The sequence below is a fragment of the Pantoea phyllosphaerae genome, from assembly GCF_051025595.1.
Taxonomy (GTDB): Bacteria; Pseudomonadota; Gammaproteobacteria; order Enterobacterales; family Enterobacteriaceae; genus Pantoea.
Genome location: NZ_JBPFDE010000012.1, coordinates 134232 through 148708 on the forward strand (window position 1 = coordinate 134232; position 14477 = coordinate 148708).

The following is a 14477-nucleotide window of genomic DNA, read 5'->3' on the forward strand; positions in this document are numbered from 1 at the left end:
ACGATGATTAAGCTTAGTGGCCGGTTAATCTGTAAAAACAGCGAAGAGGCGGCGCTGGTGCGCCGTTATCTGCCCGACCATATCAGGCTGACGAAAGAAGAGTCAGGCTGCCTTAACTTCGAGGTGAAGGAGACGTCGGATCCGCTGATCTGGTCGGTAGAGGAGCTGTTTACCAGCCAACAGACTTTTGATATGCACCAGGTCAGAACCAAAGCCTCGGCCTGGGGCAGGGAGACCGCGGCGATAGCACGCGAGTACGCCATCGCCGAGATCGCCTGACGCCAGCGGAACGCACCGCCAGCAGGGAACCCGCCGCAGCGGCCGGTTCCCTTTTTATGACTAGCCTCAACCCGCTTGAGTCGCTATCGGGAGAATCAGGCAACAGATTTCCAGAAACAGACAACCCCGCTTTCGCTTAGCCGTCTAGACTTAACGGATTGCACACCACAACAGACCCCCTCATAACGTGCATAACACCCCATTTTAAAATCCGTTAAATACTGGAAACGAGCTATGTCTGAAAATCTACAACTCCAGCTGGAAATCAACGGGCAACCGCATACGATGCGGGTGGATCCCCGCGTCACCCTGCTTGACGCGCTGCGCGAGCACCTGACGCTGACCGGCACCAAAAAAGGGTGCGACCAGGGACAGTGCGGCGCCTGTACGGTGCTCATCAATGGAAAACGGGTGCTGAGCTGCCTGACGCTGGCGGCCCAGGCTAACGGCCAGTCGGTCACCACCATCGAAGGGCTGGCGCAGGCCGACGGCACCCTGCATCCGGTGCAGGCGCGCTTTATCGAACACGATGCCTTTCAGTGCGGCTACTGCACGCCAGGGCAGATTATGTCTGCCGTGGCCTGCATTGACGAAGGGCACGCCGGTTCGGCGGATGAGATACGTGAATATATGAGCGGCAATCTCTGCCGCTGCGGCGCCTATCCCAATATCGTCGAGGCGATCCAGCAGGCGGCCGCCGATCTCAGCAAGGAGGCGAGATGAACCCATTCGACTACGTCGGCGTCAGCGACGCGGATGACGCGCTGCGGCAGAAACAGCGTGCGGGCAGCCGCTTTCTGGCAGGCGGAACCACCCAAATCGATCTGATGAAATGCGACGTCGAGCAGCCCGCCGCGCTCATCGACATTAACTCGCTTGCGGAGATGCGCGAAATCGCCTTTACGGCGGATACGCTGCGCATCGGCGCACTGGCGCGTATGAGCGAGGTAGAGAATCATCCTGAATGCCGGCTAAAGGCGCCTGCGATTTATGACAGCCTGTGGCAGGCGGCATCGCCGCAGCTGCGCAACATGGCGTCGATAGGCGGCAATTTGCTACAGCGCACCCGCTGCGTCTATTTCCGCGATCCCCATACCTTTTCCGCCTGCAACAAACGCCAGCCGGGATCTGGCTGCGCCGCGCGCGACGGCGTCCACGGTAACCACGCCATTCTGGGCACCAGCGAAAGCTGCATCGCGGTCTATCCCGGTGACCTGGCGGTGGCGCTGACCGCCTTCGAGGCAGTGGTGGTCGTGCGCAACGCCGCACAGCGTGAACGCCGCATTCCCATTGATGAGTTCTACCTGCTGCCGGGCGACACGCCGCATCTGGAGCACGATCTGGCCCCGGACGAGATGATCGTCGCGGTGGAGCTGCCCTTAACGCCAGCCTTGCACCAGTCCCACTATCTGAAAGTGCGCGATCGCAGTTCGTATGAGTTTGCCGCTGCCAGCGCGGCGGTCGGCATTGAGCTGGATGGCGACCACATCCGCGATCTGCGCGTCGCCGTCGGCGGCGTGGCGACAAAACCCTGGCGGGCGCGGCACGTTGAGGGGGCGCTGCGCGGTCAGCCGTTCAGCGAGCAGACCCTGCGTCGCGCCGCCGAGCTGGTCGTGCAGGACGCCGAGCTACTGCCGCAGAACCAGCACAAGAAACTGCTGGCGCCGCGCGCCATCGCACGCGCGCTGATGAAAGCGGGCGGCATGGCTTAACAGGCCGAACTAAGAGGATTAACAATGGATACGGCAGAAAAGAGTTATCAGGCGCTGGGCGAAAAGCGCGAGCGCGGTGACGGCGTGGTCAAGGTGACCGGCGAAGCGCGCTATGCAGTTGAGCACCAGCCGGAAAACACGGCGTACGGCGTGGTGATCCAGTCCACCGTCGCCAGCGGACGCATCACCCGCATGGACACCGAAAAGGCGCGTCAGGCACCGGGCGTGCTGGCGGTTTACACCCACCTCAACAGCCTGAAAATCAATAAGCCGACCGCCATCGCCGACGGCGGCGCGGCGCAGTCCACCTATACGCCGATTCAGGACGATAAGATTATCCATAACGGCCAGAATATCGGCCTGGTGGTGGCGGAGAGCTTCGAGCAGGCGACCTGGGCTGCCACCCTGGTGGAGGTGGAGTATGAAACTGAAGCGGCGCTGATCTACCCGGACGATCCGCGCGCCGCGCGTAAAGAGAGCAGCGGCACCAATATCGATCTTGGCGATGCCCATCAGGCGATGGCGCAGGCGGAGGTTAAAATCAAAGGGCGTTACGCGACGCCGCGCGAATACAACATGCCGATGGAGCCGCACGCCTGCGTCGCCTCCTGGCAGGATGAGCGAATGACAGTCTGGGAACCGAGCCAGTGGGTGATGGGCGCGCAGACCGAGATCGCCGAATGGCTGGGCATCGGGGTTGACCAGGTGCGCATCATCTCCCCCTACGTGGGCGGCGGTTTCGGCTCTAAGCCGGTGCCTTATACCCATGTGGCGCTCGCCTGCGTCGCCTCGCGCGCGCTGGGGCGACCGGTCAAAGTCTCTTTAACCCGGCCGCAGACCTTTACCGGGCTCGGCGGCCGTCCGGCAACGATTCAGAACCTTGAGATGGGCGCCTCGCGCGACGGCAAAATTCTGGCCATTATCCATGACGGTCTCAGCGACACCTCGCTGATCGATACCTTCGCCGAGGGCACCAACAAAGTGACGGGCCGTCTCTACGCGGTACCGAACGTCTATTCACGTCACTATGTGGCGGCGATCAACACCGTCACGCCAGGCTGGATGCGCGCGCCGGGCGAGAACCCGAGCGCCTTTGGACTGGAAGTGGCGATGGACGAGATGGCCTACGCGCTGGATATCGATCCGCTTGAGTTCCGCCTGCGCAACTGGGCCGATCGTGACTATCAGCTGAACGCCCCCTGGAGCACGCGCCGGTTGAAAGAGGCCTACGCCGCCGCCGCTGAAGCCTTTGGCTGGGACCGGCGCAGCATGGCGCCGCGCTCAATGCGCGAAGGACGCGAGCTGATTGGCTGGGGCATGGCGACGGCGACCTACCCGGTCAGCCGCTCGCCCGCCGAAGCAAAGCTGATTTTCCACAGCGACGGCAGTCTGGTGGTGCAGAGCGCCGGGGCGGATATCGGCACCGGCACCTATACCATCCTGGCGCAGACCGCCGCCGAAGTGCTGCAGATCCCTTCGCGCCAGATCCGCGTTGAGCTGGGCGATACCGATTTGCCGCGCGCCGGCGTCGCGGGCGGCTCGCAGCTGGCGGGCAATCTCACCGCCGCGGTGCACAAGACGGCAAAAGCGATGCGCGAGAAACTTTTTACCCTGGCGACCGAATCGCCCGGCTCCCCGCTGTTTCAGACGGCACGCGAGCAGCTGGTACTGCGCGACGGCGCGGTACGCGTAAAGAACCAGCCTGAGCGTGCTGTTCCCTATGATAAACTGGTGAAGCTGAACGATTCGCTGACGCTTTCCGTGGTCTCCGGCACCTTCTCTGAGGAGGAGAGCGAAGAGGATCGCGATGAGGCGGTGCACTCAATGTCGAAAATGACGCGTCCTGAAGCCTTTTCCGCGCACAGCTGGGGGGCGCAGTTCGTTGAGGTGCGCGTCGACGAAGATTTCGGCACCGTGCGGGTCAAACGGCTGGTCTCCGCGTTTGACAGCGGCCGACTCTATAACCCGCAGCTGGCGCGCAGCCAGTGGATTGGCGGCATGGTGATGGGGCTAGGCCAGGCGCTGCTGGAAGGGGGCGTCATCGATCCGCGCAACGCCCGCGTCATCAATAACAATCTGGCGGACTACCTGATCGCCGTGAATGCGGACGTGCCGGAGATCGTCACCATCGATGTCGGTGAGCCGGACCACCACGCCACTCTGATGGGCGGCAAAGCGGTCGGCGAGCTGGGTATTGTGGGCATGGCGGCGGCCATCAGCAACGCCGTCTATCACGCCACCGGCAAGCGCATTCGCGATCTGCCGCTCTCCCTGGATAAACTGATCGACTAAAGCGCGACGGCGATGCCGGACAGGCATCGCCGTCTCTTTCACGCCAGATACATCCCTTCTTAATTAGCAGGCAGCTTTTCATCTTCGTGAATATACTGTTACTTATAGTGCCAGTGATAACGAGAGTCACGCTCTGCCATTCAATGCCATAAAGGATCGCATTATCTCTTTCACGGACGAACGTCTCTGAGGAGTCTGTTAATGACATCGTCCGCTGCAAAAGTAAGTGCTGGTCTTGGTCTGGCGTTTCTTATGCTGTTTAATTCCGCTTTTGCCGCGCCTCTGACGCCAGGCGGTTCTCTGACGTTTAGCGGCGCAATCGCGCAGGATCCCTGCCAGTTAACTCCAGGCGCCAGCCGTATCACCTTCGCCTGCCGGGGCAATAACGGCGTTCATACCCAGCAAATCGGCATTCAGCAGGTGGCGCAGGGCGAGGTTACGCTGCCTGGCGTGGAGAAGGTCAGCCTGACTTACCTGAACCCGCAAAAGTCAAAGGCGGTGGTGCGGATCGACTACCACTGACTGGCGCTGCAGCAGGGCCCGTCATGCCCTGCAGCAGCGCACGCTGGCCACCAGGCAGGACATTTCGCATAATCAGAGCGGCCTCGGCGCCAGTAGGTTGACATCAATTTAATTTGATTCAATATTATGACGTCATCACAGGACAACACCGTGCCGTCCTCTTTCGACTGGATAATAAACAGCAATACCATGAATGAAGAATTACCCGAAACCTGCGGCAACACTTCGCAAGGCAGCGCGCCGGTTACCGTCGATCAGTTTCTCTGTTTCGCGCTCTACTCCGCGTCGCTGGCGATGACCAAACTCTATCAGTCGCGTCTGAAGCCGCTCGGACTGACCTATCCCCAGTATCTGGTTCTGCTGGCGCTGTGGGAAACCGACAATGTCACCGTCTCTGAACTGGGGGCGCGCGTCCATCTTGATTCGGGCACGCTGAGCCAGCTGCTTAAAAGGCTGGAGCAGGCGGGCCTGATTAACAGACGGCGCGATAGCGGACATGACGAGCGTCGCGTATTGATTACGCTGACGCCAGCGGGAACCGCGCTGAAAACCGAGGCCGCTGGCGTGCCGGCGGATATGATCTCCGTGATGGATACGCCGCTTGAGGAGCTGTCCGATCTCACCAGCCGGGTTGCCGCCCTGCGGCAGAAGCTGATAAAGGCGATTCCCTGATCGTCCGAATCTAGCGATATCCCCAGGCGCAACTTTCAGGGACTAAGAGCGATAATGACCAGTATGGACAAAGGCGTTGTGAGCACCGAAAAAGCAGCAGATTCAGACGATATTCATGCAGCTATCGGAGAGATAGCGTCGCTGCTATTGAAAGCGGGAAAGCCGCTTGAGCTGGCGGAACTGAGCACGCAGCTCAAACTACAGGCTGATGAGACAGCTGATGCGCTGCTGCAGAAAAATTATCGTGATGCAGCACGCTTTGTCGCTGAAAAAATCAGGTCATAACGGCGGCTATCAGTGAAGAGTGGGCTCGCTCTCCTGCCAGTTGTCGTTATCAGAGGAGGCGCTGTTCTGGTCCGACTGGGCCATTGCGCTGTTCAGCCCGGCTATCGCGCGCTGAAATGCTTGCAGCCTGATGGGGTTGCGCTCAGACGCCGCCATCGCCTGAAGTTGCGCCACAACGTGCTCAGCAAAAACGGGCGAATCCTGCGCCAGTAACACCATTACGGCTTCGCCTGTCAAAATATCTACCAGCTTTTCGTCATCGTTTTTGCTCATATTGCCATCGCATTATTTAGTTTGATCTGGGCGCAGGCGAAAACGCGACCCTGAGCGATTGCGTCGCGGGCAGGCATGTTGCCCTGTGCAACATCACGGTTGCAGAAAAAAATCGCTTTGCGCCTGATTAGCTTATCAAGTTTATAACATTTTGCCTTTTGATTTCCATGCGGCACTTTAAATGGCTGTTTTTCACCAATAATTTATTGAAACGGGTTTTCATTATTATGACGGCGCAGGCGAACAGCGTGCCACTTCCTGGCCTTCAGTCTCCAGCCATCAGGTAATCTCCCCAGCGAAAAATCGGCCCGCTAGCGGCGCAGTTTACCGTAATCGACGTTCCATGCGTTTAGCTTGTTATAGAGCGCGGTGCGGGAAATGCCCAGCCGCTGCGCAGACTGCCGCAGGTTGCCGTTGTGCTGCTCAATCACCTGCAAGACATGCTGGCGCGCCTGATCCTGTTACGAGGCGGATGCGCCAGCAGTGGAGAGGGTGTCTGGCTGCTGCAGCGATGCCGGCAGGTCGCATACGGCGATCTCCAGACCTTCGCAGAGATTCACCATGCGTTCGACGAGGTTTTCCAGCTCGCGTACGTTGCCGGGCCAGCCCCACGCCTGCAGGCAGGCCATCGCCTCTGGCACCACGACAGGCGGAATACGCTTCAGGCGCGCGCAGAGCGTCTGAATAAAGGTATTAACCAGGTCGGGAATATCGTCGCGGCGCTCGCGCAGCGGCGGGATCTCCAGCGAAATAACGTTCAGACGGTAAAAGAGGTCGCGACGAAAGGCGCCTTTCTCTACCGCGTCCAGCAGGTGCGTATGGGTCGCGGCGATAATGCGCACGTTCACCTTTACAGGATGCGCTGCGCCGATGCGCACCACTTCGCCCTCCTGCAAAACGCGCAGCAGGCTGGTCTGCGCTTCCAGCGGCATTTCACCAATCTCATCAAGGAAAAGCGTGCCGCCGTCCGCCAGTTCGAACTTGCCCGGCGATCCGCCGCGCCGCGAGCCGGTGAAGGCGCCGTCGACATAGCCAAACAGCTCGCTCTGCACCAGATCGCGCGGCAGCGCGCCGCAGTTCAGCGCGATAAACGGCTCCTGGCTGCGCGGGCTGGCGTTATGGATCGCCTGGGCAAACAGCTCCTTGCCGGTTCCGCTCTCGCCGCTCAGCAGCACGGTACTGTCGCTGCGGCTGCTGGCCCGCGCTTTCTGAATCGCCTGCTGAAGCGGCGGCGCGTAGCCGCGGATCATCTCAAAGGTGTAGCTGGCTCTTGCTCCCATCACGCGGCGCGTAATGGCACGGATGCGCTGGTTTTCGCGTACTGACAGCACGCGTCCTCCGTCCGGCGCGGGCATCAGGGAGATAAGGCAGGACAGCGGCGGGCCATTCTGCGGCATAAACTGCACTTCGCGATCGTTGCAGAACGGCATGCTCAGCAGCGAGGCCGTTTGCGGCCGCAGCAGCGCGTCAATGGTATCCGCCCCCGCATCCAGGTCAGTGAATATCTGTCTCGCGTAGCGGTTCAGGGTTTTGATCCTGCCGTGCCGGTCGTAAACAATCACCCCCTCGTTGAGGGTTTCCAGAATCGACTGCTGCTCGGCAAGCAGGCGGCGCAGCGTCAGCTGCTGGCCGACCGCATCGGCTGCCGCCTGCACCGTGCCCAGCGTATGCGCGTTGAAATTATCGGGCGTGGCCGTCAGCGTCAGCACGCCGATCAGCTGGCCGCTGGCGTCGCGCACGGGCGCGGCGGCACATTGCCGATGGCGCTTGCGCAAATCTATTTTCCAGTTTTCCCCGCTCAGCACGTAGACCAGCCGCTGTTCAATCAGGCAGCGCGCCGTGCAGTTGGTGCCCAGTACCTCTTCGCGCAGGATGCTGCCTACCGGCGTCAGGTCGGCGCCGCAGTAGTGCAGCGTCACCCCCTGTGCGTCGGTCAGGTTAATGTGACCATCCGGGTTATAGGCCAGCAGATTTTCCATCACCTTGCGCGCCACCAGAATAAGCTCGGCATTCTGTTCCAGAATCGACGCCAGCTCCTCGTCGGGCGGCGAGCAGTAGGCGAAGGTGGCGGGATCGATAGCGCGCCGCTGCGACCGTTGCCACGACTGCAAAATGCTGCGTCGCATCCAGTGTGGCTCTTCACCGCGCAAAAAATTGTGCCAGCCCTGCCACAGCAGCGCATCCCATTCAGCGACTTCGCCTCCGTCGGGCAGGCTGAAGATGGGATCGCTCTCATCTTTAAACGGCAAACGTTCTATGACGTGCATACAAGGCTCCTGCTGAAGATCGAATGTCCATTTTATTTACATGTGAAGTTGACATGTAAATTTTGTTGCCAGATTGTGAGCGCACACCGTGTTACGGCTCACAAATTTCCCTCTTTTGTCGTTGGCACTGCTTTTGCACTCTTAAGGGCAGACAGAAGTCACTGGCAACAAAAGGGAAATAACTATTTATGCGTAAACATAATTTACGGCTGATTGTTTTTATCTGCGCCGTTGCCTCGCTCAGCGGGGTGATCCTCGGCTATGACGCATCGGTCATCTCCGGCGTGATAGAGCCGCTAACGGAACATCTTGACCTCTCCCCCTGGGAGAGCGGATGGGCTGTTTCAAACGTTATTCTCGGCTGTGTGTTTGGTGCATGGGGCGTCGGCTACCTCTCCGATCGCATTGGCCGTAAGTCGACCCTGATCGTTACCGCCATCCTGTTTATTGTTTCCGCCCTCGGTTCGGCGCTGGCGACGTCGCTGGCTGGCTTTGTGGTGTATCGCCTGATTGGCGGGCTGGCGGTGGGGATGGCCTCGGCGATTACGCCGCTCTATATTGCCGAAATTTCGCCCAAGGACTGGCGCGGCCGCATGCTTGGCCTGCAGCAGATGCTGATGGTCGGCGGTCAGGTAACGGTGTACGTGGTGAATTATCTGATTGCGCGCGGCATGCCGCACGCCTGGATTGTTAGCGAAGGCTGGCGCTGGATGCTCGCCTCTGGCGTAGTGCCATGCGCGCTGTTTTTGCTGCTGGTCCCCTTTATGCCGGAGTCGCCGCGCTGGCTGGCACTGAAGGGCCACACGGCGCGCGCGCGACAGATACTGACGCGTCTCTCCACCGCGCAGCACGCTGAAAATCTGCTGCAGGAAATTCTGGCGTCGCAGCACGCGCCCGACGCGCAGGCGGATCGACGCGGCATCCTGCGCGACGCGCGCGCCCGCTATATTCTGCTGATTGGCTGCGCCATCGCCGTCTTGCAGCAGGTCTCCGGCATCAACATCCTGCTTTACTATGCCCCCTCCTTACTGCAAAACATCGCCGGCGGCACGCAGGCCTCGCTGTTCCAGAGCATTTTCCTCGGCCTGGCGCTGATGGTAGGCGTGGCAATCTGCCTGAGCGTGGTCGACCGCGCAGGCCGTACGCTGCTGCTCCGCTGGGGCGCGCTCGGCTGCGCCTTCTGTCTCGCATTCACCTCCTGGGCCTTTATCGCGCAGGTCAACAATCTGCTGCCGGTCGCAGGGCTGGTGGGGTTTATCCTGATTTTCGGCCTCTCATGGAGCCTGGGCGCCTGGCTGCTGATATCCGAAATTTTTCCACACCGCATGCGCGCCGTGGCAATGGGGTTCGCCTTCTCCTCCATGTACGTGGCGAACTTTATCGTTACCCAGAGCTTCCCGATGATGAACCGCAGCGCGCTGCTGATGAACCATTTCCACGGCGCTTTTCCCTTAATGATCTGCGCCTGCGGCTGCCTGGTAGCGTTCTGGTTCGTACGCCGCTTTTTGCCGGAAACGCGCGGCGTTTCTCTGGAGCGAATCGAGCCGCTCATGCTGGCCAAATCTCGCCGCTTCGCCACTACGGCGCAGCGGTCTGCTGAACACCCTTCCGCGCCCGAATGGGCGAAATCGAAATAACAAGGAGCGATGATGAAGATGAAAACTCTACGCGTTGGACTGATTGGCGCTGGCCGCATGGGCAGCTTTCATGCCGAAAACCTGGCGTATCGCGTGCCGGGCGCGGTGCTGGCGGCGGTTGCCGATCCGCAGCCGGGCGCGGCACAGAAGCTGGCCGACAGGCTGGGCGTTACAAAGGCCTATAGCGATCTGCATGCGCTGCTGCAGGATCCTGACATTGACGCCGTGGCGATTGCATCACCGGCGCGCACCCATGCCGAGTGGGTGATCGCAGCCGCTCGCGCGGGCAAGCATGTGTTTTGCGAAAAGCCGATGGCGGTGACGCTGGATGAAGCCGACAGCGCGATTGCGGCGGCGAAACAGGCTGGCGTGGTGCTGCAGGTTGGCTTTAACCGCCGCTTTGATTCCGGCTTCGCCGCTGCTATCGCCGCGGTGAAAGCGGGGGAGAACGGCACCACGCAGCTGAGCCGTTCCGTCACGCGCGATCCGCGTTTGCACGATCCGGCGCCGATCCCGCAGTGGACCATTTTTCTTGAGACGCTGATCCACGATTTCGACACGCTGCTGCACTTCAATCACGGCGCCAGGCCGGTTGAGGTCTATGCCCAGGCCGATGCGCTGGTGCGTCCTGACTTTAAAGATAAAGGGTTGCTCGATACCTCAGTGGTGACGATTCGCTTCGACAATGGGGCGATGGCGATCGCCGAAGCCAGCTTCCAGGCGGTCTACGGCTATGATGTGCGCGGCGAAGTCTTTGGCAGCAAAGGGATGCTGCAGGCGGGCCATATCAACGCCAACCACTGCGTGCGCTACGGCGCCGAGGGGATCGCCGTTGAGACGTCGCGCCTCGACTCCGATTTGCTGCGCGAGGCTTACGTGGCGGAGATGAGCGAGTTTGCCCGCTCCGTTCACACCGGCGAAACGCCACGCGCCACCGGCGAAGATGCACGCAATGCGCTGGAGATTGCGCTGGCGTGTATCGATTCGGTGCAGCAAAACCAGCCTGTTAAACTCGGAGCACGCTAATGGCCAGTTATCAACTCTCGGTCTGCGCCGAAATGGTTTTTCTCGACCTGCCGTTTGAGGCGCGCGTGAAGCGCATCCATGAGCTCGGTTTTGGCGTCGAAATCTGGGGCTGGGCCGGCAAAGATATCGACGCGCTGGCGGCGACTGGCGCACGCTTTACCTCAATGACCGGCTATCTCACCGGCAACCTCACCGACGAAAGCGAAATTGAACAGCTCCTGCAGAGCGCCGAAGCGTCGCTGGCGGTCGCCGAGAGGCTGCAGTGCCCGACGCTCAATCTGCACGGCACCGGCCTGGATGAGCATGGTCTGCCCGTCAAACCGGTTGAGGCGGTCACCGGCCCGATGTGGCTCAAGGCCGCAGAGACGCTGCGAAAAGTCGCGCAGCTTGGCGAGCGCGCGGGTCGGGTTTTCACCCTGGAGAACCTGAACCTGCCAGTCGATCATCCCGGCACGCCGTTCGCGCTGGCCGCCGATACCCTGGCGCTGGTGGAAGCGGTCAACAGCCCAGCGCTGAAGATGAACCTCGATCTCTATCACGCGCAGATCGGCGAAGGGAATTTAATCGCGCTTATTCGGCGATGCGGCCCGGCGATTGGCGAGATTCAGGTCGCCGACGTGCCGGGACGCCAGCAGCCGGGCACCGGCGAGATCAATTATCGCGCTATCGCCCGCGCGCTGCATGAGATGGACTACCGCGGCACGGTCGCGCTGGAGGGCTGGGCAAGTGGCGACAGCGCCGCCGCGCTGCAGCAGTTCCGCGACCACTTTACGCTCTGAAGCCCCTGCCGCCGGGTATTTGCCTGTTGCCCGGCGGCAAAACAGACGTTGAACGACACCTCTTACACCTACAGGAAACCCTATGATGATTAAAAACCTGCTGTTATGCCTTTGCGCGCTGCTGCTGAGTTTCAGCGCAGGGGCGAAAACCTTCACCGTCGGCGTCGCGCTGGCGAACTTTGACCTTAACTTTGTCTCTATTCTGCGCACCCAGATGCAGACGGAGCTGAAGGCGAATCAGCTCAACAGCCAGTTCGTCGATGCCAAGGGCGATGTGGCGCTGCAGGTGCAGCAGGTTGACGATTTTATCAACCAGGGCGTCGACGCCATTATCCTCAATCCGGTAGACACCCAGGGCGTGGCGCCGATGATCGCCGCAGCGAAGCGCGCGAATATCCCGCTGGTCTTCGTCAACCGCAAGCCGGAGGTGAAGCTGTCAGGCGAGATGGCCTACGTCGGCTCCGATTCCGCCCTCGGCGGCGAAATGCAAATGGAAGCGCTGGCGAAGAAGATGAACTACAAGGGCAACGTAGCGATCCTGATGGGCGCGCTCTCGAATGAAGAGGCGCGCGAACGTACCCGTGCGGTAGAGGCGGTGATTGCCAAATATAAGGAAATGAAGGTGGTCGAGAAGCAAAGTGCGAAATGGCAGCGCAACGAAGCGGTCGACGTGGTGTCAGGCTGGCTGCTGAATCAGCGCCCCATCGACGCGATCGCGGCGAATAACGACGAGATGGCGATTGGCGCCATTATGGCGCTGAGCCAGGCGAAGAATGAAAAGATTCTGGTGGCGGGCATCGACGGCACGCCGGACGGGCAGCAGTTTGTGAAGAGCGGCAAGATGGCGCTGACGATTTTCCAGGATGCGAAAGGCCAGGCGACCGGGGCTGTTCAGGTCACCAAAGCGCTGCTGGAGAAGCGCAAAGTCGAGCAGTATAACTGGGTGCCGTACCGAACCATTACGCCGGAAAACTTTGCGGAGTTTGCGGCGAAATAGCCCGCATCCTCCGCGCGCAGCGTCGCCAGCGTTCGCCGGTCCGGCACTTTCGCCGGTCCGGCGGGTTTTATCACAGAAATGGCGTCGTTCAGTGGGTAAAGCCTCTCTCCGCATCCTCGTTTATTTTCTGCTGAACGCTGTGATAAAGGGTGTTTTTCAGCCACTCCGTCGAGCTTTTTTTCCCGCTGCGCTTGTGGGAGTAGATTTTCACGGTGAAGCGGGGCACGGCGAAAGGCACCGGAAAGGTTTTCACCTGAGCGAGCTGCTCCAGCCGACGCGCCACGGAAGAGGGAATGGCCATCAGCAGCTCGCTCTCGGCGACGATAAAAGGCGAACTCAGCATTGACGGGGTTTTTAGCGTGATGCGCCGCGTCAGCCCGATGCGCGCCAGGTGCGTATCCAGCAGCCCTTTCTTTTCGTTCCAGGGCGTCACCACCAGATGGCCGGCGGCGAGGTACTCCTCCAGCGTCAGGCTCGTGCGCGCGACATGGCTGAGCACCACAAATTCGTCGCTGAAAAGATCAATCTCCTCCAGGTCGGGGTGTCTCATCTCATCCGGCTCGCTGAAGCTCAGCGCCAGATCCACTTCACCCGCCAGCAGCTCATTCAGCGCCGGATTATGGGGCAAATAGCAGAGCTCGAAATTGATGCCCGGCGCTGTTTTCTGGATGCTGTTCATCAGCCCGGGAAAAACGCTGAATGCCGTATAGTCGGTAACCGCGATGCGAAACACCTCATGGCTGATGCGCGGATCGAACGGCTGCACCGGGCTAAGGTGCTGATTAAGAGCGCAGAGCGCTTCCGCGATAAAGGGCGCCAGCTGACAGGCATAAACGCTGGGACACATCTTATGCCCTTCACGATAAAAGAGCGGATCTTTCAGAAAATCGCGTAGCCGGGTCAGCGCATGGCTCAGCGCCGAGGTGCTCATGGCGAGTTCTGCCGCTGCAAGCCTGACGGATCGATGTCGGAAAACCGCATCAAAAATGGGCAACAGGTTAAGGTCGAGCCGTCGCAGCACATGATGCATGACATTCACCTTTAATTGATTTTATTGCACTTAATTCATTGAACGATACCGATTATCCTTACCCTCATCAAACTGTTTGGTTGAGGGAAAATATATGCGTGTTACGATCCGGCAGGCTAGCCTGGAAGATGCTGACGCCATTTATAATATGATCAACGGTTTATCTGTTTATCATGAGGCGCCGCAGGCGTCTGTTCCCGATATCGAAGAGGTCAGAAAGGCGCTCTTTTCGCCGGAAACCACCGCTGAAGCCTATATCTGTGAAATTGACGGCATAATTGCTGGCTATTCAGTGATTTCCATGAGCTATTCGGCGTGGCTGGGTCGCAGCAGCCTCAATATGGAAGATTTATACTTTACCCCTGATTACCGAGGGCGCGGCGCGGGCAAATCGATGCTGCAGTATATCGCTCAGCTGGCCGTCAGGCGTCAGTGCAGCCGCATTGAGTGGAACGTGCTGGAGTGGGATCAGTCTGCCAGAGAGTTTTACCACAGCATCAATGCGCTTCCGCTGAACGAATGGGTGCGCTACCGGCTTGACGGCCCCGCTCTGGAGAGGTTCGCCGCGCGCGATACGCTCTGACGCTATTCTCAGATACGGCGCGCCGCAGCGGAAGCGCAAAAGAAAAGGGGCCGCCCACAGGCGGCCCCTTTTCTCTGTTTTCAGCGCCGTTATTTGGTCAGGCGAGCGGTCATATGCACCTGG

The 14477-nt window shown here is 60.0% G+C and carries 14 protein-coding genes and 1 pseudogene; 12 read left to right on the plus strand and 3 right to left on the minus strand.

Annotated elements, in window-relative coordinates; genetic code table 11:
* Nucleotides 1-3 precede the first annotated feature (3 nt).
* From ACR6A7_RS16220 to ACR6A7_RS16250, 7 genes are all read left to right on the plus strand, one after another.
* Nucleotides 4-279 (plus strand): putative quinol monooxygenase, encoded by a 276-nt coding sequence (locus ACR6A7_RS16220; protein WP_434126058.1) that lies wholly within the window; start codon nt 4-6, stop codon nt 277-279.
* Between the two features lie 234 nt (nt 280-513).
* A complete protein-coding gene (locus ACR6A7_RS16225) occupies nt 514-1002 on the plus strand; it encodes a (2Fe-2S)-binding protein (protein ID WP_434126060.1) in 489 nt (162 codons plus the stop codon).
* The gene (locus tag ACR6A7_RS16230) at nt 999-1991 is read left to right on the plus strand and encodes an FAD binding domain-containing protein (protein WP_434126062.1); all 993 of its coding nucleotides are present in this window, start codon (nt 999-1001) and stop codon (nt 1989-1991) included. Before ACR6A7_RS16225 ends, ACR6A7_RS16230 begins: the two co-directional genes overlap by 4 nt.
* A gap of 24 nt (nt 1992-2015) precedes the next feature.
* Nucleotides 2016-4283, plus strand: coding sequence for a xanthine dehydrogenase family protein molybdopterin-binding subunit (locus tag ACR6A7_RS16235; protein ID WP_434126063.1), 2268 nt, complete (start codon nt 2016-2018; stop codon nt 4281-4283).
* A gap of 201 nt (nt 4284-4484) precedes the next feature.
* A complete protein-coding gene (locus ACR6A7_RS16240; protein ID WP_434126065.1) occupies nt 4485-4805 on the plus strand; it encodes a YmdA family protein in 321 nt (106 codons plus the stop codon).
* Nucleotides 4806-4994: 189 nt separating this feature from the next.
* The gene (locus tag ACR6A7_RS16245) at nt 4995-5477 is read left to right on the plus strand and encodes a MarR family winged helix-turn-helix transcriptional regulator (RefSeq protein ID WP_434126093.1); all 483 of its coding nucleotides are present in this window, start codon (nt 4995-4997) and stop codon (nt 5475-5477) included.
* 54 nt (nt 5478-5531) lie between these two features.
* Nucleotides 5532-5762 carry a hypothetical protein gene (locus ACR6A7_RS16250; RefSeq protein ID WP_434126067.1) on the plus strand — a complete coding sequence of 77 codons (231 nt, stop codon included), beginning with the start codon at nt 5532-5534 and terminating at the stop codon, nt 5760-5762.
* A gap of 9 nt (nt 5763-5771) precedes the next feature.
* Here the strand turns inward: ACR6A7_RS16250 and ACR6A7_RS16255 are convergent, their stop codons facing one another.
* The gene (locus tag ACR6A7_RS16255) at nt 5772-6035 is read right to left on the minus strand and encodes a hypothetical protein (RefSeq protein WP_434126068.1); all 264 of its coding nucleotides are present in this window, start codon (nt 6033-6035) and stop codon (nt 5772-5774) included.
* 311 nt (nt 6036-6346) lie between these two features.
* Nucleotides 6347-8302 (minus strand): annotated as a pseudogene (locus ACR6A7_RS16260) (sigma-54-dependent Fis family transcriptional regulator).
* A gap of 188 nt (nt 8303-8490) precedes the next feature.
* On the opposite strand from ACR6A7_RS16260, the gene ACR6A7_RS16265 reads away from it, so the two are divergent.
* From ACR6A7_RS16265 to ACR6A7_RS16280, 4 genes are all read left to right on the plus strand, one after another.
* Nucleotides 8491-9939: a sugar porter family MFS transporter gene (locus ACR6A7_RS16265; protein WP_434126069.1), complete on the plus strand. Its 1449-nt coding sequence runs from the start codon at nt 8491-8493 to the stop codon at nt 9937-9939.
* A 12-nt stretch (nt 9940-9951) separates the two neighbouring features.
* Complete coding sequence (locus tag ACR6A7_RS16270; RefSeq protein ID WP_434126071.1) at nt 9952-10965, plus strand: Gfo/Idh/MocA family oxidoreductase; 1014 nt, start codon at nt 9952-9954, stop codon at nt 10963-10965.
* On the plus strand, nt 10965-11744 hold the full coding sequence (locus tag ACR6A7_RS16275) for a TIM barrel protein (protein ID WP_434126072.1): 780 nt from the start codon (nt 10965-10967) through the stop codon (nt 11742-11744). The genes ACR6A7_RS16270 and ACR6A7_RS16275 overlap by 1 nt, the downstream gene beginning before the upstream one ends.
* Nucleotides 11745-11826: 82 nt before the next feature.
* Nucleotides 11827-12741 (plus strand): substrate-binding domain-containing protein, encoded by a 915-nt coding sequence (locus tag ACR6A7_RS16280; RefSeq protein WP_434126073.1) that lies wholly within the window; start codon nt 11827-11829, stop codon nt 12739-12741.
* Nucleotides 12742-12829: 88 nt separating this feature from the next.
* Here ACR6A7_RS16280 and ACR6A7_RS16285 read toward each other — a convergent pair whose 3' ends face one another.
* Nucleotides 12830-13771 (minus strand): LysR family transcriptional regulator, encoded by a 942-nt coding sequence (locus ACR6A7_RS16285; protein ID WP_434126074.1) that lies wholly within the window; start codon nt 13769-13771, stop codon nt 12830-12832.
* Nucleotides 13772-13865: 94 nt separating this feature from the next.
* On the opposite strand from ACR6A7_RS16285, the gene ACR6A7_RS16290 reads away from it, so the two are divergent.
* Nucleotides 13866-14354 carry a GNAT family N-acetyltransferase gene (locus ACR6A7_RS16290; RefSeq protein WP_434126075.1) on the plus strand — a complete coding sequence of 163 codons (489 nt, stop codon included), beginning with the start codon at nt 13866-13868 and terminating at the stop codon, nt 14352-14354.
* Nucleotides 14355-14477 lie beyond the last annotated feature (123 nt).